This window comes from Clostridium pasteurianum DSM 525 = ATCC 6013, from assembly GCF_000807255.1.
In the GTDB taxonomy this organism is placed as follows: domain Bacteria; phylum Bacillota; class Clostridia; order Clostridiales; family Clostridiaceae; genus Clostridium_I; species Clostridium_I pasteurianum.
The window spans coordinates 755,833-773,274 of sequence record NZ_CP009268.1 but is presented as its reverse complement, the minus strand read 5'-3'; the positions used below and the strand labels follow the sequence as shown (position 1 = coordinate 773,274).

Annotated in this window: 15 protein-coding genes; all 15 read right to left on the bottom strand. The window is 29.5% G+C overall.

The window, feature by feature from the left end:
- Positions 1 to 111: 111 nt before the first annotated feature.
- Complete coding sequence (locus tag CLPA_RS03395) at positions 112 to 339, bottom strand: 4Fe-4S dicluster domain-containing protein (RefSeq protein ID WP_004455471.1); 228 nt, start codon at positions 337 to 339, stop codon at positions 112 to 114.
- A complete protein-coding gene (locus tag CLPA_RS03390; protein WP_004455472.1) occupies positions 332 to 2,182 on the bottom strand; it encodes a fumarate reductase/succinate dehydrogenase flavoprotein subunit in 1,851 nt (616 codons plus the stop codon). Before CLPA_RS03390 ends, CLPA_RS03395 begins: the two co-directional genes overlap by 8 nt.
- Before the next feature lie 17 nt (positions 2,183 to 2,199).
- Positions 2,200 to 2,982, bottom strand: a complete 783-nt coding sequence (locus CLPA_RS03385; protein ID WP_236900376.1) for an ABC transporter ATP-binding protein — start codon at positions 2,980 to 2,982, stop codon at positions 2,200 to 2,202.
- Between the two features lie 9 nt (positions 2,983 to 2,991).
- Positions 2,992 to 3,771, bottom strand: a complete 780-nt coding sequence (locus CLPA_RS03380; RefSeq protein ID WP_004455474.1) for an ABC transporter permease — start codon at positions 3,769 to 3,771, stop codon at positions 2,992 to 2,994.
- A gap of 14 nt (positions 3,772 to 3,785) precedes the next feature.
- Positions 3,786 to 4,892, bottom strand: coding sequence for an ABC transporter substrate-binding protein (locus CLPA_RS03375; protein ID WP_004455475.1), 1,107 nt, complete (start codon positions 4,890 to 4,892; stop codon positions 3,786 to 3,788).
- A gap of 160 nt (positions 4,893 to 5,052) precedes the next feature.
- Entirely contained in the window at positions 5,053 to 6,261 is a 1,209-nt protein-coding gene (locus CLPA_RS03370; protein ID WP_004455477.1) for an ROK family transcriptional regulator, read from the bottom strand.
- A gap of 461 nt (positions 6,262 to 6,722) precedes the next feature.
- A complete protein-coding gene (locus tag CLPA_RS03365; protein WP_004455478.1) occupies positions 6,723 to 7,733 on the bottom strand; it encodes a DUF7743 domain-containing protein in 1,011 nt (336 codons plus the stop codon).
- Positions 7,734 to 7,860: 127 nt separating this feature from the next.
- Positions 7,861 to 8,865 (bottom strand): cohesin domain-containing protein, encoded by a 1,005-nt coding sequence (locus tag CLPA_RS03360; protein WP_004455480.1) that lies wholly within the window; start codon positions 8,863 to 8,865, stop codon positions 7,861 to 7,863.
- A gap of 405 nt (positions 8,866 to 9,270) precedes the next feature.
- Positions 9,271 to 9,486: a hypothetical protein gene (locus CLPA_RS03355; RefSeq protein ID WP_004455481.1), complete on the bottom strand. Its 216-nt coding sequence runs from the start codon at positions 9,484 to 9,486 to the stop codon at positions 9,271 to 9,273.
- Positions 9,487 to 9,498: 12 nt separating this feature from the next.
- Positions 9,499 to 11,493: a serine/threonine-protein kinase gene (locus tag CLPA_RS03350; RefSeq protein WP_004455482.1), complete on the bottom strand. Its 1,995-nt coding sequence runs from the start codon at positions 11,491 to 11,493 to the stop codon at positions 9,499 to 9,501.
- A 31-nt stretch (positions 11,494 to 11,524) separates the two neighbouring features.
- Positions 11,525 to 12,235, bottom strand: coding sequence for a hypothetical protein (locus CLPA_RS03345; protein WP_004455483.1), 711 nt, complete (start codon positions 12,233 to 12,235; stop codon positions 11,525 to 11,527).
- Between the two features lie 93 nt (positions 12,236 to 12,328).
- Positions 12,329 to 13,090, bottom strand: coding sequence for a PP2C family protein-serine/threonine phosphatase (locus CLPA_RS03340; protein ID WP_004455484.1), 762 nt, complete (start codon positions 13,088 to 13,090; stop codon positions 12,329 to 12,331).
- Between the two features lie 14 nt (positions 13,091 to 13,104).
- Positions 13,105 to 13,773, bottom strand: a complete 669-nt coding sequence (locus CLPA_RS03335) for an FHA domain-containing protein (RefSeq protein ID WP_004455485.1) — start codon at positions 13,771 to 13,773, stop codon at positions 13,105 to 13,107.
- Between the two features lie 54 nt (positions 13,774 to 13,827).
- Positions 13,828 to 16,158 carry an FHA domain-containing protein gene (locus CLPA_RS03330; RefSeq protein WP_004455486.1) on the bottom strand — a complete coding sequence of 777 codons (2,331 nt, stop codon included), beginning with the start codon at positions 16,156 to 16,158 and terminating at the stop codon, positions 13,828 to 13,830.
- Positions 16,159 to 16,194: 36 nt separating this feature from the next.
- Positions 16,195 to 17,292 (bottom strand): leucine-rich repeat domain-containing protein, encoded by a 1,098-nt coding sequence (locus CLPA_RS03325; RefSeq protein WP_004455487.1) that lies wholly within the window; start codon positions 17,290 to 17,292, stop codon positions 16,195 to 16,197.
- Positions 17,293 to 17,442 lie beyond the last annotated feature (150 nt).

Sequence of the window (17,442 nt, the reverse complement as noted above, 5' to 3'; positions counted from 1 at the left end):
TTATTAAAAACTATATTTTAATACGTATTTTTAGTAGTAAAAAAGTCAAAAAGCTACCTGGTAATGCATATATATATATGCATTACCAGGTAGCACAAAGTTTAAAAGCCTTTATTTTATTAGATATGGAACTTCTTCTAATATAACTGCATTTTTAGGACAAATATAAGAACATACGTCACAATACCAACAATCATCTTTATATTTCATAAATGGAACTCCATGTTCTCCAAGCCTTAAAACATCTCTAGGACAATAATCAACACATTTTTTACAGGATATACATTTATCTTTATCAAAACTTATCCATTGATAATTTCTTTTTGTATTTTTACTCATGTCCTTCACCTCCAGGTATAATTCTTTTAGGAATAGTAAATCCTTCTCTCTTAACCTTTTCCTCTATCCAAGGATCTCTATCTTTATTTTTAGGTGGAACATATCCCTTTCCTATATTCAAATTAAAAGTTGGATATTCATATTCTAATCTCTCTGGGAATTTCCACTTGTGTTCTGGAACTGTTTCTCTAGAAGTTGTCATTTCACCAGTATTTTCATTCTTTTGTATAACCGCCCACTTATTATCCCATTCACTATCTCTTTTAGGGTATGCTAAACGGTAATGCCCAAGCCCCCATCTGCTTTCTGTTCTATATAATGAAGCTTTAGCCGCCATTTCTGCACAATCTAAAATACTTTTAACTTCAGTAACTTTAATAAGATCATGATAATCCTCTACTTTAATTCTTGGTATATCTTCCCTTTTTATTCTATCAACCCACCATAGTAATTTAGTCATAAGAGGATCACTTTTCGGTGGTGTTAAATATTGACTTATTCTTGACCTGATTTTATATTCAACCTCTTGCACCGACAATCCCTCTTCTAATTTTAGAGGACGTTCTATTTCTTCAGTAATCTTTTCTAAGTCTGCTTCTATTGGTTTTGCTTTATGCGTCTTTGAATACTCTACTGCACGTTCACCAGCTATACTACCAAATACAAAAGCTCCAGTAAGATATTGGTGAGGAACTGCTGCACAATCCCCAGCTGCATAGAGTCCAGGCACACTGGTTTCAGTATATTTATTAACCTTTATCCCCGACATGCTGTGTCCACTGCATAAGGTTATTTCCTCCATTCCCTGTTCCACTGAATCCCATCGTCTATAGTCCTCTTTTCTTTGTTCATGGAATAAACCTCTAGTTGTCCTCTCTGTCCCCCAAAGAATTTTTTCCAATCCTTCTATAGTTGGTTCTGGTAAATGATCCATTTTAAGATAAACAGGCCCTCTGCCTTCTGTAAATTCACGCCAAACAGCTAAGAACATATCTCCTGACCAATAACCATGAGTCCAATACTTTTCACCTAATGCATTTACTCCATATCCACCTCTTGGTATTACTACATACCCGCAGGCTGGACCATTGTAGTCTTTCATTAAAAGATTAGTTTGAAAGCATTCTAAATTAATCAATTTGGCTCCAGCATGATATGCCAGAGAAAAACCTTCTCCTGTATTTCCTGGGAATTCATACACTCCACTTAAATATCCATCTCTGGGTAATCCAAATTTACCTACTGCACCCGCTGTAAGTATTGCTGTTGGAGTGTTTATTAAATAGCCCTGTCCAGTACGAATATTAAATGCAAATACACCTGAAATTTCTCCCTCTGTTGTAAATAATTTTACCCCCGGGGTAAAATCAAGAACTTTAACGCCCAAATCTCTAACCCTTTTTGCCAATCCTCTTTTTATATCCTCTCCATCCATGGCAAGATACAATGGATGTTCTACTGGATGAAGATAGTTTACCTTATAATTTCCATTCTCATCAATTGGAAATAGATCTCCAGGTTCTCTCTGTGTATAATCTTCTAAATCCTTTATAACCTGAAAACTTTTTTCTCCAAGTGTATAAGCGGTTTCCTGATCTAAAACTCCTTCAGTAACTTTAGTCAGAGCTTCTACTACATCTTCTGGAGTAGAATAACCTGGTGAAGCAACTATATTAAGTGCATCCATTCCTCTTCCTATAGCCCCTGAAGTTTCTATGGGACCTTTATCAAGAACTATTACTGTAGCCTGCGGATTTTTTTCCTTTGCCTTAATAGCGGCAATTGTACCAGCACTACCGCCACCTAAAATAACTACATCTGCATTTATAACTTCCAAATTCATTGTAATATACCTCCCATTTAAATATTGTATTCCGGTTGAATTTCTTTTACTAATGAAAATTCTTTATAAATATGATTTCTATAACTGATAAAATCATAATCTGTGCGATTTCTTGGTTTAGATAATGAAATCTCTTCCAACGAATTTATTTTTCCAGGATTAGACTTCATAATTGCAATTTTATCTCCTAAGTAAACTGCCTCTTCGATGTCATGTGTGACAAATACTACACTTAATTCTCTGCTTTTACATATATTAATTAACTCATCCTGTAATTGAATTCTAGTAAAGGTATCCAATGCACCAAAAGGTTCATCCATCAAAAGAATTTTAGGCTCCAGTACTAAAGCCCTGGCTATAGCCACTCTTTGTTTCATTCCACCAGATAATTGATGTATAAAAGCATTTTGAAATTTGTCCATATTAACAATTCGTAAATATTTTAAAGCTTTTTCTATTCTTTCTTTTCTTGATACATGTCTTAATTTAAGTCCAAGTTCTACATTTTCTATAACGGTCCTCCAGGGAAATAAAGCATATTCCTGAAAAACTACAGAACTATCCTTACTTGGCTTATCTATAGCTTGTCCATTTATTTCAACAATGCCCTTGGTAGCTAAATCAAGCCCTGCAATTATTCTAAGTAAAGTACTTTTTCCACAACCTGAAGGTCCTAAAATACACACAAACTCATTATTATTAACTGTTAAATTAATATCTTTTAGTACTACAATCTCTTTCTTTTCTTTGGATCCATATACTTTAGAAACATTATTGACTTTAATTGTCAATATACTCACCTCCTTACCTTAACGCCAATCCAATATTATTTTTTCTAGTATTCTTACTAAAAAGAAGCATATTGATCCTATAATTCCAATAGTGATCATTCCTACTATTGTCTCTGGATACTGCATTAAAGTATAGGATGTCCATGTAAAATATCCAATTCCAAACTTACCTGAAATCATCTCTGCTGCTATAACACTCATCCATGAATTGCCTATACCTAAAGTTAATCCAGTAAAAATATTGGGAACAATACTTGGAAAAGATACATATCTTATTAATTGCCATTTAGTAGCATTCATGCTTTTTGCTGCATCTAAAAGTAATTTATTTACTGACTTTGTTCCAGCAATTGTATTTATCAATATAGGGAAAAATGCACCTAAGAAAGTTATAAATACAATACTGCCCTCTACAGAAGAAAATATTAGTATTGAAATTGGAATCCATGCAATTTGTGGAATAGGCCTTAACATATCAAAAATAGGCATTATAAAATTTTCTCCAAAATCATACAATCCAATTAATAATCCAAATCCCACAGCTATAGGAAGTGCAATAATGCATCCTATAAAAATTCTCAAAGAACTATATAAAATATGTTGATAAAATACTTTTTCATGTAAAACAGCTTTAATAGATCCTAAAACCTCTAATGGAGATGGTAAATTACCAAACATTAATGGTTTTTTAATATTGAAATAAACTAGTAATTGCCAGACAATAATAAATATAAGAGTAGAAACTATACTGCATAATATTTTTTTAATCTTATAATAACGAGTAGAATTTTTTTCCACAGATTCTCATCTCCCTATTTAAGAGGCTTCCAATTACCCTTTAAATCGTTAGCAGTTGGATATTGATTGCCAGATTCTTTATATGCTTCTTTTATATACTGATCATCAATAAATTTATTTAAATTCAAACTCTTAAGCTTTCCTAATTTTTTAAGAAAATCCTCACTTCCTTCTAAAGTTACTTTATCTTTATCATATATAACTGAATCAAATCTTATATTTTTAGTAATTTTCTTTGTTACATCCAATGGGTATTCACTTTCTTTTGCAAATATTGAAGCTGCATCATCAGGATTCTCCAATATAAATTTATGAGCTTCCAATAATGCTTGTAACAAAGCTATTGCGTAACCTTTATTATTTTCTACCCAAGTTCTATCTGCAACAATACCATCTAAATAATCTACATTTGTATCACTGCCATCTACCAATACTTTCCCAATTCCTTTACTTTCAATCAAACTTGGAAACGGTTCCCAGGTAGCGTGTGCATCTATTTTATTTTGTTCTATATTACTCATTCCAACAGTTACATCTTGATTTAAAATATTAACTTTATCTGTTATACCATATTTATCTAAAACATTAAGTAACATACGATGTGCACTGGAGCCTAATGGAACAGATACATTTTTTCCTGCCAAATCCTTAACAGAAGTAATTTTACTATCTTTTGGTATTAAAATTGCCTGATTGGCTCCTTTTTCTCCTTTCCCATCAAAAGCTAAAAATACAGATTTGTAATTGGCAGAAGTTTGTCCTTTTTCACCATTGATAAGTATTGGCATATCTCCCATAAATGCAAATTGAAGTTTGCCTGCAATCATATTATTAGTTAATGGCGGTCCTGATTGTGCATTAAACCAGTTAATCTTAAACTCATTATTCGGATATTTTTTCTCCAAATACTTTTCATAAATCTTTTTATTTTTTATTATCAAAGCTCCCCAAGTTTGAGATGTAACTGTTTGATATCCTATGGTGATATTCACCGTTTCCTTTGCAGAGGTATTACTAGATTCCTTAGAACTACTTGTACTGGAGCAACCTACAAAAAGAAAAACTCCAACCAACACTAAAATCAACATCTTTGATACTGTCACTTTAAAATTCTTTGACATATTATCTTCCTCCTAACAAATTTAGAACTAGCGTTCTATTATATATATTTCAAAGGAATTTTTTACTTTTCCAAAGAAATAGCATTAAATAAAATATTTTTAATAGGTGATATTGAAAATTAATTGTAATTTTATTTGAAAATTTATTCTTATTAAATAGCTATATTCCACTATCTATACATCTCTCTATTACCATAGATGCGGCTCCTACTGATATAGCATCCTTTTTAAAATAACCACATCTGTTAAAAATAATATTTTTTCCTTTCATATGATTTAATTTTTCTAAAGCACTTTTAATGGATAAATCATAAAAAAGTTCTGATTTCATAATTAAAGGACCGCTCAAGATCACTAATTTAGGATTTAACAATCTAATATAGTTAGCTAATCCAATACCTAAAATTGATGCTGCCTCTGTAATTATTTCTATGGATAATTCATCTTTTTCTTCAACCGCCCTGCAAATATCGTCAAAATCAATATTTTCTAATGATTTATTTATAATAGTTTGTCTACCATCTCTAATTTTTTCACAAAGTTTTTTTATCATAGATTTAATGGATGAATAATTCTCTATGCATTCAAATTTTCTACACCTATATTGATCAATATTTACTTCAATAATCATATGACTAAAAGCCTCTTCTTCATCATTTATTGATCGTATAAGATTTCCTGAAGAGATTGTTCCCGTCCTTATTCCTATACCACAGTTAAAAAAAGCAATATTTTCAATCCCTTTTCCCACACCATAAAAATACTCTGCTATGGCTGCTGCATTTACACCATTCTCAATAGTTACTGGACAATTTAATTTTTTTTCAAGCATTTGTTTTATAGGTACGTTTTCCCACTCCGAAGAATAAAAATCTAAAGGATTCTTTATAATGCCATTTTTTATATCTAGAGGTCCAACTGACCCCAATCCTATACCCAAAAGCTTCATATCTTGTAAATTTAAATTCACGTAGCATTTATCAATTATTTCTACTATTTTATCCACAGTTTTTTCAGGATCAAAGGATGAATCCATATAAAAAGAATCTTTATATAAAATATTCATTTTTAAATCTGTGATGCTAACCTGTGTATACATTATTGAAATATCAATTCCTATAATATAAAAGTCACTTAGATTTACATCATACAAAACCGGTTTTCTTCCTCCTGTAGATTCGCCTAATCTGCTTTCAACTATAAGCTTGAATTTCTCCAAAGGTTCCATTATATACTTCAATGTAGTTAATTTAATATTTGTACTTTTAGAAATTTCATTTTTAGTCATATGTCCTTTTTTCTGGACTAAATTAAATATTCTCTTTTGTTCATAGCTTAAATTTTTTAATATATTAGAACTATCTTTCATATTTTCTCTCCTCATAATAAACTTAAAACATACTTATTTTATTTTTTGAAATAAGTATATCTAAAGTTAAATAATTTAAGACTTTTTTCATTTTTTGCAATAAGTATATTAAAAAATATACAATAGATTAATTTATCTATGTGCTTACAATAATATAATTTTTAATTATAAAATAGCTCGGAACTTTTTTCATTTTTTGAAATAAGTATAGAAAAAAATTTATTTTATCAAAACTATTAAATACAAAGAACTAAAAAAAGCTGAATTTTATCCTTAAATTAAAGAATAAAATTCAGCCTCTAGTTTTTCTAGTGAGCTAATATATAAAATACATTTTCAATTTATATTAATAACCGACTATTAATATTTGTTTAATATGAGTATAGCCATATTTTTATAAAATGTCAATATATTTTTTTATTTTTATATTAAACTTTATGTAATATGTATGAAAAAATCCCCTACTGTACCTTCTTAAAAAGTACAGTAATATCAAATATATCGATTATTCCATCATTATTATAATCAAATTCTGGTTTCCATAGATCATCGGATTTCTTTGTATTATAGTCCTTGGCAACAGCAGCTAAATCCTTTATATCAATATCATTATCTTCATTGATATCGAACTGCTTACCCGCAGCTTGTCTACCATATATTTGAAAATCTCCAGGGCTTAAATTTTTTAATATACCATATTCCTTAACTTCCGAATTATTTATGCAAACAGTATTTCCCACTCTATCGATTAACAAAACACTATCTACTTTCCATATACCATCCTCATCTCCTAAATCTGTAGGTATGGTACATTGAAGCTTTCCATCAGTATTTGGCCATAGAACTAAGTATTTAGAATTCTTACCTGAAGGAGATACATAATGTATACTGGCACTGTATATACCAGATAAGTCATCACTGGCATCCACTGTTACCTTTAAACTTTTACCCTGAGTAATTTTAGTTTTATTCAAAGTTATGCTGTTTAATACGGGCGGCATGGTATCCAGTAATTTATTTACAACTTCAAAATTACCAACACTTAAATCCTTAACTGTATTATTAGAATTTAATATACCATAACCATTTACATATTCCGTATTACCAGCCTTGTCCTTTAAAGAAATACTATCTAGTTTCCATTTACCCTTTTCATCATATTTATTTATGGGTATCGTACATATTAGCTTTCCACTGTCATCAGGAGTCAATGAATAGGACTTTGAATTTTTTCCTGAAGGAGATACATAATATATACTGGCACCAGCTATACCGGATATATCATCACTGGCATCTATGGATACATTGACGCTGTCTCCTTCTGTAACCTTACTTTTATCAATATTTATATTATTAAGAATTGGTGCTGTAGTATCCACCACTTCTGCATTTGCAAAGGTTTTTGCCGAAAATATATTTCCAACAATTAATAAAGAACTTAAAAAAATAGCTAAACTCTTCTTATGAAGCATAATTTTTCCTCCACCACTTTTTATGAATACATAATTATAATTCCTATACATTTATTATATAAATTTAATAAACTGTTTACAATACCTTTATTTTTGCAAATACAGACATTTATCAGTTATTTTTGTGTTAATTCTTGTTTTTTAACATATATTTATATATTTTTAGACCTAAAATTATAACTATGATCATAAAAATAATTAAAATTAAATACTTGATTTTATCTAAATTAGGATTATTTTTTGAGGCAGCTATATTTTTTGAGCTGCTATTTTTATTGGAATTATTAATGTTTTCTTCATATAAATTCTCTTTATTCACTGTATTATCTGAGATATTTTTATTTTTATCCTTTAAAATACTATCGCTATTATCCTTTATTTCTTTGCTGTCATTATTATCAGCCGCTTCATTTTTATCTTTAACTATAGCTTTAATTTCACTTCTATCGCTATTTTTACTTACTTTATTGGAAACTTCATTGGAAGGTTTTACAACAGAGTTTTTATTCTCTGTATTATTTTGTGAATTTTTTACACTAGTATCCTTATTTTCAGTTTTGCTGCTAACTGGAGCTTTACTGTTGGGGTCAGCAGGCACAGAAAATTTAAAATTATATCCTTTAAAGTTATAATCCATATCCTCTAAATTATTATCTACAAGCTGAATCTTTAAATTATTTTCATCATTAGGTTCTTCCTGTAATGGTATACTTTTTATATGAAAATCTGCCTTTTTTAAAATCTGTGCATCAATTACTATAAAAGTTCCACTGCCTGAAAACCCCTTAACCTGTCCAAGGCAGGAAAATCCCTTAAATCTAGCTATTCCCCTATCATTATCTATTTCATTTCCAACCTCAAATATATTCATATCCTTTTTATCTATAAGGTCTCCCTTTCGAATATCTGTGACCTTTAAAATATTTTTGTCATATTTAAACTTTACCGCACCAGCATATAGATTTTTTATGTTCTGTACATTTACAAAAATTTGTATATCTTGTCCAGTTTCTATATTTCCCTTTACCTGAATATTCACATCAGGTTTAGTTTCCTCCACAGTTTCTGCAGATACATTTGTATTATAAAAAATTAAAAGGAATATAAAAATTGCAGCGAAAATCTTTTTCAAAATATCTGATCCTCCTCAATTAATACATATACTAGATAAAATTTAACAGTAATTCATATTCTCACATAATATCAGTAAAATTCAATTATATCTCATACAATTATATCGTTTTAAAACAAAAAAACTTTTACTTTAAATTCTATATTTTAAAAAAATTTATATCAAATTGTTTATATATAATGATTACCGAGTACATTATACACCTAGCAACAATACTAAATCATGTAATTATAACATTTATATACTTTTTCTATTTATATATTATAAACAATTCATAATATATTCACTTTTTTACTACACATAAGCCACATTTTACCAATGAAAATGAGCCTACATAGATTTAATTTAAACAATCTCTACAGGCTCATTTTTTTCTAAACATATTATAGGTACTATTCTTCAAATTTACTTTTCTTTATTCCTCATATTTTCAGTCATTATCATCTCAGTTTTGGATTTTCCATTAAAATTCAACTGGTTTTCCAAGTTCACTATATTTTCCATACTCTCTTTTTCATATTTCATCTTACTATCTCTATATAAAATTATTCCTCCAATAATAAGAGAAAAAACCATACCCACTATACCAACTACAAACATTATCATACCAGTGGTTATCATAATATTTCCTCCTTACTTTAAATTTTTCATCAAAACTGATAATTGTAAAATTTCAGGATCATTGGCACCCTTAGGGTTATGTTGAATTATATAGTTGTAATTTGTTTTAGCTTTTTGATAATTTTCACTGCTATCTATTCCCTTATTGGCCATTTCAATATACAGTACAGTAAGCCTTATATAACTATGCATATCTTCAGGAGACAATTCCTTCATCTTTAAATAGGAAGCTTCACTTTTTTCGTACTGTTCAAGATATTGATATATTATACCTAAATTACTATATACCTGAGCATTATTTACACCACTTGATACAAGCATATTAAATTTTCCAAGGGACTTTTCCAAATTATCTTTGTACTCTTTATCCACTTCTTTATAGTTATTTGCCTTATTAAAATAAGCTTGTCCTAGCATCTCCTGTATAAGTAAATTGTTTTTTTCAGTGAGCTGTGAATTTGCCTGTTCCAATATTTCTACTTCTTTTGTAGCAGAATCCTTGATTTTATCCGAATTATCTCTATATATTTCTGCAATGGAAATAAATGTCTTCTTCTTTGCATCTTCATCTTTAGTTTCATTTATGCACTTCTTATACATAGTAATGGCATTGTCAAAATCATTTTTCTTACTATATATTTCACCACTAATATAAGATGTCACACTATCATCTAATCCTTTTGATTTAATATCCTTTATTATGGTCTGGGCTAAATCCAGCTTATTACTTCTAGCATAGCTTACAGCCAGATCCCTGTAGTAATTTATCTCTTCTTCATTTATCTCTTTAGCCTTTTCAAAACTTATTGCTGCATTTTCATAATCCTTCTTTTCAAATTGAGCTGTTCCCAATATATACAGCATTTCATCATCATTTTGAAAATCATCCAACTTTGAAAATACTTCATTATTAATATAATTTATACACTTATCGTAGTCCATAGATTTTAAATATAACTTTGCAATTTCCTTGTATCCATCAATTCTACTGGAAACTTTATTATTGGCAGTACTAAAGGCAGCTATAGCCTCATTGTTCTTATTTTCACTTTCATATTTTTTACCTTCAGCTAATATTGAATTGTATTCAGTAAGTTTTTCATTCTCTAGTTTTAAATATCCTATATAAGTCAACAACGCAAACATTAAAAATACTGCTGTAAGAGTTCCTGTTTTAATAAAACTTCTTCTCTTAATTCTCTTATACTCAGAATTAAATTTGTATATATTATTTAAATCACTTAATAATTCATTAACTGACTGATATCTTTGAAGAGGATCCTGTTTAGTACACTTATTTATTATGTACTCAATACCTTCAGATAGATTTTTATCAAATTCTCTCACAGGCTTAATTTCATAAGGAGGTTCCAAAGGACTTTTACCTGTTATTAAATGATATAATGTTATACCTAGACTGTATATATCAGTTCTGGCATCCGATTGAGCCTTACCATATTGTTCTGGTGCCGCATATCCTTTTGTTCCAATATAGGTAGTATCTCCTTCTGACTCCTCTTTATATTCTCTTGCTATTCCAAAATCTATAAGCTTAATGTGCTTATTTTTTGAAAGTATAATATTGCTGGGTTTCATATCCCTGTATATAATTGGATTGGGCTTTTGTTTGTGAAGATATTCCAGCACATTACAAATTTGTTTTGCCCATTCTACTACAATTTTTTCTGAAAATTTCTCTTGATTTTTAAGTTCCACATTAAGTGGCGTTCCCTCAATATAATCTTCAACTATATAAATTCTGTTATCATTGCTTATAATATCAATTATCCTTGGCAGAGCTTCATGCTTTAAATTTTTTAATATATTGGGTTCAGCAAGCAAATCCACTTTTTCTCCCATATCTTTTCGTGCAACTTTAATAGCCCACTTTGTACCCAGTCTAATATTTTCAGCAAGGTATACAATACTCATACCGCCTTTTCCAATTTGTTTTATTATCTTATATTTTTCATCAAATAACTGGCCTTCTTTTAAAAATTCACTCAAATATATGCACCTCACTATTTAAATAGATCTGTTAAAACTTTAAAATCATCATCAGACTGACTATTAAACATTTTTTTACATAATTAGTTATGCCCTCCGGCATATTATTTGAAAGCAATCCTGTTATATCTGTAATTGATTTAATCTGATAGTTTAAGTTTAATCTAAGTTTACCCTCATCCATATTAAAGCTGGTAATTTTAAAAGGTGCTACTGCCTTTTTATCTATACTAATAGAACTATTATCCTTATTTACTGATATATAATCTGAGGCATTTTCCTTTAAATTATTTAAAACAGCTCCTTTGGGCATTGAAATTCTGCCCATTTTTGCAGATTTTAAATTTAATGTAAGTGTATTATTCTTTATATCTGGAGTAAAATCCAGTATATATTGAGTTGGAATCGCCTGAAGTACATAAGAATTAATATACACTTTTACATCACTTTGGCTTATATCTGTTTCTACTCCATCTACAGATATACTATCTTTCATAGAATTATACAGTATATCATTTAAATCTTTTTCTACTAATATAAAGCTAACATTTAAATTACCACTTGCCTTATCAAACTCTACAGTTTCTGGTGTTTTTATAAGACTACTATTGGAATTATTGGAACTAGATTTATTATAGGATGATATCTTTTTTACCGGACTTACGCAAAATACTGCAATAAGAAGCAGCAATGCAATTACCATGGTAGTTCCAGAATATATTAACATCTTTTTATTATGCATATTAACTTCTACCTTCCTTTTTTCTTTCCACCTGTCAGATGTAAAATTTCATGTATTTTTACAGCACTAGGGGAGTCTTTGCTCTTGGAGTTTTTATATTTGTACTGCAATAATGCTTAAATTATCATTACTCTTACTTTCTAAACAGGTTTCAGCTATTTCGAAACACAATTTATCTAAATCTTCATTACTTATCTTCATATCTACTGAAAATTTATCTTTAATTTCTTTATCACCTATGTAATTGTGAATACCATCACTGCAAATAATAAATATATCATTTTCACGTAGCTTGTCTATATTATAGTAGGGTTTCACTGTACTACCTCCTCCAAGAGCTCTTGTCAATACATTTTTATTTTTGTGATTTTTATACTGCTCATAATCTATTTCATTATTTTCATAGAGTTCCCAAGCCACATTATGCACCTGTGAAATCAAAGTTATTTCACCATCTCTTACAATAAATATTTTTGTATCACCTACATTACTAACTATATAATTATCCTCTACAATATTTAACATAGCTACAGTAGATGCCATTCTACTGTCCATTTCCCTTTCAAGCTTAAAGATATGTGAATTTATCTGCTGATACTTTTTATCTATTAACAGCTTGATATAATTAACGTTACCTGAATGTATATCTCTAAACTCACTTTCTATGGCATCCACTGTAATTTTGCTTATCTGTTTACCATAGCTATACCCACCCGCTCCATCGGCAATAACAAAAGCAAGTACTTCACTTTCATTTATAATAAGCATAGAATCCTGGTTTTCATCTCTTATGCCCTTAGTTGTATAAGAACCATATCTAATTTTAGGCAATGATAAATATGCCGTATCCTCCATGGAACTATTCACCTTTATTCACCTACTTTAATAAAAATATCTGTATTCCCAAGCTTAACTTTTGTATCCTCTGTAATTTCCTTTTGTCCAAATAGTCTCTTTTCCTCTATAAATGATCCATTTCTGCTATTTAAATCTACAAAATATAGACTAGAATTCTTATAATATAAAAGTGCATGTTGTCTCCCTACAAATTTGTCATCATTTATAACTAAGTCACAGCTGTCATTATCCCTTCCAATACAAATTATATTCTCTGTCATAATGAACTCTTTCTCATATCCGTTTTCACTATATTCTACAACTGCATATTTTTTTATTATTTCTTCTTCCTTAGAATAAAGTGTTTCTGTCTCTCCTCCTGTAATTTCCTCTGATGCATATTCCACACTAGCTGCCAGCATTTCTGTTTTATCTTCATCTTCTAAATTTGGAACACCGGGTAATCTTATATCATTATTCATATTGGTATTTGCTTTATGCTTTACAGGAACATCTCCCAAAGCTTCAGTTTTACCAAACTGCTCCTCATTATAAGTGGCTAAAGGTTTAATATTTTCATTTCCTTCCTTATGGTTTCCCTCTGGAATTTCTCTTTTCTTTACTTTAAGGCTATAAATAAAAAACACAAAATTGATAAATATTATAAAAATAAGCAGAATGTATATATACATTGTCTTCATAAAACTTCCTCCTTTAATATTTAAACACTATTTCACCTGAATTAAAAACTTGCTTCAATCATTTCTTTCTAAAAGTACTAAATTTAAAATCAAACAAATTAATATGATTACTCCCAATACAATCCAATTTTGATATAACATATTGATGTCATGATTGTAAAATGACGGTAAATCCCTTGGAGGCGTTGGAAGTTTCGGATACTCTACCTGAGATTTTAGTGGACGACCATTCAAATCAAAACTTACTGCCAAAGCTCTTGAGGCCCACTTACTTATTGCCAAATCTGCTATTTTATCCGAAAAGCCTTTTAGCTGAAATACAAGTCCTGTAAATAAAAGCTGTGGAATAAGTATTATGGGAGCAAGTCCCATTGCTCTATCTGTATTTGACACTAAAGTTGAAACACAAAGACCCATAGTAGTAGATGTAAAAATAGTTATAAATACAGTTATGAAAATTTCTAAATTCAATGTTGCTAGAAGATGTATTTTAGGTTGATTTATAAGTGCCGAAAAAACTACTACTAATAATCCTGCCTGCACTAAACATATAAAACCAAGTATGGTGAGCTTAGAAAATATATAGGGTATAAGCTTCAAATTAACCGCTCTTTCACGTTTATATATTGGCCTCTCCTTACAAATTTCCTGAATGGAATTCAATACTCCTATCCATACTGCAGAACAAGCAAGTGTAAATATAATCTGCTGTGAGGATTCAAAATACTTAAAAGAATCCTTATCCGCTACCATTGATAGGAGAAATGCAATCAGTGGAGCCTGCAATATTATAAATGCAAATCTTTGCTTATCTAAAACAGTGAGCTTTAAATACCTTTGAGCTAATATAAAAAATTGTTTAATGGAACTTCTTTTAACTTTTTCTCTATTCTTTGTTTTAGACCTTTTAATTTCTTTTTCTACAAGAGGTTTATAATACATAAAGTACTTGGAATTTCTAAATCTCTCTTGCCATACTTTTGATTCCTTGTTTATAAGATCATAAATATCTGCATATTCCTCTACATTGAAAAATTCCAGAGCACCTTTTGGAGGTCCAAAGTAGCATAACTTTCCTCCATATCCCAGTATTACTGCCTTATCACAAAGATGAAGATTTGCAGTAGCATGGGTTATAAGTATTATTGTCTTTCCCGTATCTGCAAGTTTTCTCAAAAGCTTCATAAGATTTCTCTCCATACCAGGATCAAGACCAGAGGTAGGTTCATCAAGAAAAAACAACTTTGGATCAGCCAGCAGCTCTACTGCAATACTTGCTCTTTTTTTCTGTCCTCCGCTAAGCTGCTTTATATAGACATCCTCTCTTCCATCCAGTTCTACATCTGTAAGCACTTGATTTACTCTCTCTTCAATTTCTGACTTAGTAGAATCCTCCGGCATCCTAAGTCTTGCAGCATAGGTAAGCATATCTCTTACAGTAAGGGTATCATATACAATGTCCTGCTGAGGAACATATCCTATAATATTTTTATAACTATAATAATTCCTGTAAAAATCATCATCATTTACAAAAACTGAGCCTTCTGTAGGTAATCTAAATCCATTTAAACTATCCATAAAAGTGGACTTTCCGGCACCACTTCCCCCTATAAGCGCAACTAATTCTCCAGCTTTTATACTTATGCTGATATCATCAAGTATTTTCTTTTTCCCTGAACCATTGGAATCACTAATAACCTTACTTATATGTATTGCATCCAGCTTCAATCCCTTTGACAGTGTATTATATATAAGTTTGTTATCCTGATAAATTATCTTTGTGTTTCCTATAATTATATTATCGAATTCTTTTAAAATTTGGCTTTTTATCAGTAAATTACCATTTACATAAGTTCCATTAGTACTATTGAGATCCTCAATTGTAACTCTATTGCTGTAAACTTTTATCTTTGCATGCTGCTTTGAAACCAAACTGTGGAAAATAACTAAATCATTATCGCTTTTTCTTCCTATAGCAACTTCCTCTAAATTATTTAAGTCAATTTCATTCCACTTCTCATCACAATCATTTTCAACAAGGGAATACATAATTAAAATACCATTTTCATTTGGATTATTTATATTGTCAATTCTAATGATATCTCCATTCATCAACACTGCACTATTAGTCTTATTTCCATTCACATAGATTCCATTAGTACTGTTAAGATCTCTTATTACAAAAAATCCATCAGAAATTTCAAGTTCAGCGTGCTTAACAGAAACTATAGGTGAATTAATAACTATATCATTTTCTGGAGATCTCCCTATAGTATATTTTGTCTTTGAAGTTCCATGATCTATATCTATAGTGCTTACAATCTGATTTTGAAAATAAACTGTGAATACACTTTTTATCCCACAATATTCTATATCACTTTTCATATAATTTTATCCCTCCTCTTTAGTAATTTTAAACTATTAATACCCAATAATTTTTTTCTTCTTTAGCAGATAGGCAATTACAGCTGTTTGGGCTATAACAAGTGCTACTAAGATAAACATTATACCTCTGCTTGATGAGTCAGAAACATCTGAATCTGAATTTTCATCTTCTGAGTTTTTAGGATTGCTCTTAGAGTCCAAATCAAAATCTCTGTACTGAAGATTATGATAATAAGCTTCTGTAGGACTATAATCCTTTATTGTATTATCTTTAAGAGTAAGCTGTTTTAAGCTTTTAAGATCTTTTAGTGAATAGATATCTGAAATATTATTTTTCTCCAAAGTTAATGCTGTTAATTTGTTCAATGCCTTCAGTGGAGTTACATCACTTATCTGGCAATGATTTGCCATAAGTGCTTCTAATTCTGTAAGTCCGCTTAAAGGTGAAATATTACTTATTCCATTAGCATATATTCTTAAAACTTTTAATTTGGTAAGTTTGCTTAAAGTAGATATGTCTGCTAATACATTATTATTTAATCTCAGCACTTCCAGGTTAGTTAAATTTTTTAAGCTGTCAATCTCATTTATCTGATTATTTCCAAGCCATAGAGTATTTAATTTAGTTAAATCCTTTATAGGAGTTATATCTTTAATGTTATTGCCATCCAATTGAAGAATTGTTAAGCTAGTTATATTTCTTAAGGATTTTATGTTATCGATTTGATTATTATTTATGTATAGCCTTTCAAGATTTGTTAACTTTTCTATAGGTGAAATATCTTGAATCTGATTATCATTTAATGTAAGTACCTGTAAACTTGTTAAATTCTTAAGTAAATCTATTTTTTCTATGCTGTTTCCTGCCAGATTCAAATTCTTTAAAGCCGTTAAATTTTCCAATCCATCTAAATCTGATATCTTCTTACTGGAAGCATCAAGATTTGTAATACCTGAAACATCGCCTTCCATTATATCTCCTGAATTTTTATCTATAGCTGATCTAACCACATTTTCAAGATTTTTATCTTTAAAGGTTACTTTGTCATCTGCATAAACTTTAGTCGTAAAAGAAAAAATAAATATAAGACTTAATATTGCAAATAAAATTACTGAATATTTTTTGTTTATCATTTTTTCACTTCCATTCTTCATAATATATTTTTGTTTAAGAAAAATAGGATTTCCATGAATTCCATAAAAAATATATAACTTTTATTATAGATAGGAAATCCTATTTAATTATTAGTTTGATTATTATACATTAAATGCTCATAATAGCAG

Excerpts from the sequence above, each read along its gene's own strand:
- CLPA_RS03395 (WP_004455471.1), bottom strand. The coding sequence starts at position 339 with ATGAGTAAAAATACAAAAAGAAATTATCAATGGATAAGTTTTGATAAA.
- CLPA_RS03390 (WP_004455472.1), bottom strand. The coding sequence starts at position 2,182 with ATGAATTTGGAAGTTATAAATGCAGATGTAGTTATTTTAGGTGGCGGT.
- CLPA_RS03375 (WP_004455475.1), bottom strand. The coding sequence starts at position 4,892 with ATGTCAAAGAATTTTAAAGTGACAGTATCAAAGATGTTGATTTTAGTG.
- CLPA_RS03370 (WP_004455477.1), bottom strand. The coding sequence starts at position 6,261 with ATGAAAGATAGTTCTAATATATTAAAAAATTTAAGCTATGAACAAAAG.
- CLPA_RS03365 (WP_004455478.1), bottom strand. The coding sequence starts at position 7,733 with ATGCTTCATAAGAAGAGTTTAGCTATTTTTTTAAGTTCTTTATTAATT.
- CLPA_RS03355 (WP_004455481.1), bottom strand. The coding sequence starts at position 9,486 with ATGATAACCACTGGTATGATAATGTTTGTAGTTGGTATAGTGGGTATG.
- CLPA_RS03345 (WP_004455483.1), bottom strand. The coding sequence starts at position 12,235 with ATGCATAATAAAAAGATGTTAATATATTCTGGAACTACCATGGTAATT.
- CLPA_RS03340 (WP_004455484.1), bottom strand. The coding sequence starts at position 13,090 with ATGGAGGATACGGCATATTTATCATTGCCTAAAATTAGATATGGTTCT.
- CLPA_RS03335 (WP_004455485.1), bottom strand. The coding sequence starts at position 13,773 with ATGAAGACAATGTATATATACATTCTGCTTATTTTTATAATATTTATC.
- CLPA_RS03330 (WP_004455486.1), bottom strand. The coding sequence starts at position 16,158 with ATGAAAAGTGATATAGAATATTGTGGGATAAAAAGTGTATTCACAGTT.
- CLPA_RS03325 (WP_004455487.1), bottom strand. The coding sequence starts at position 17,292 with ATGATAAACAAAAAATATTCAGTAATTTTATTTGCAATATTAAGTCTT.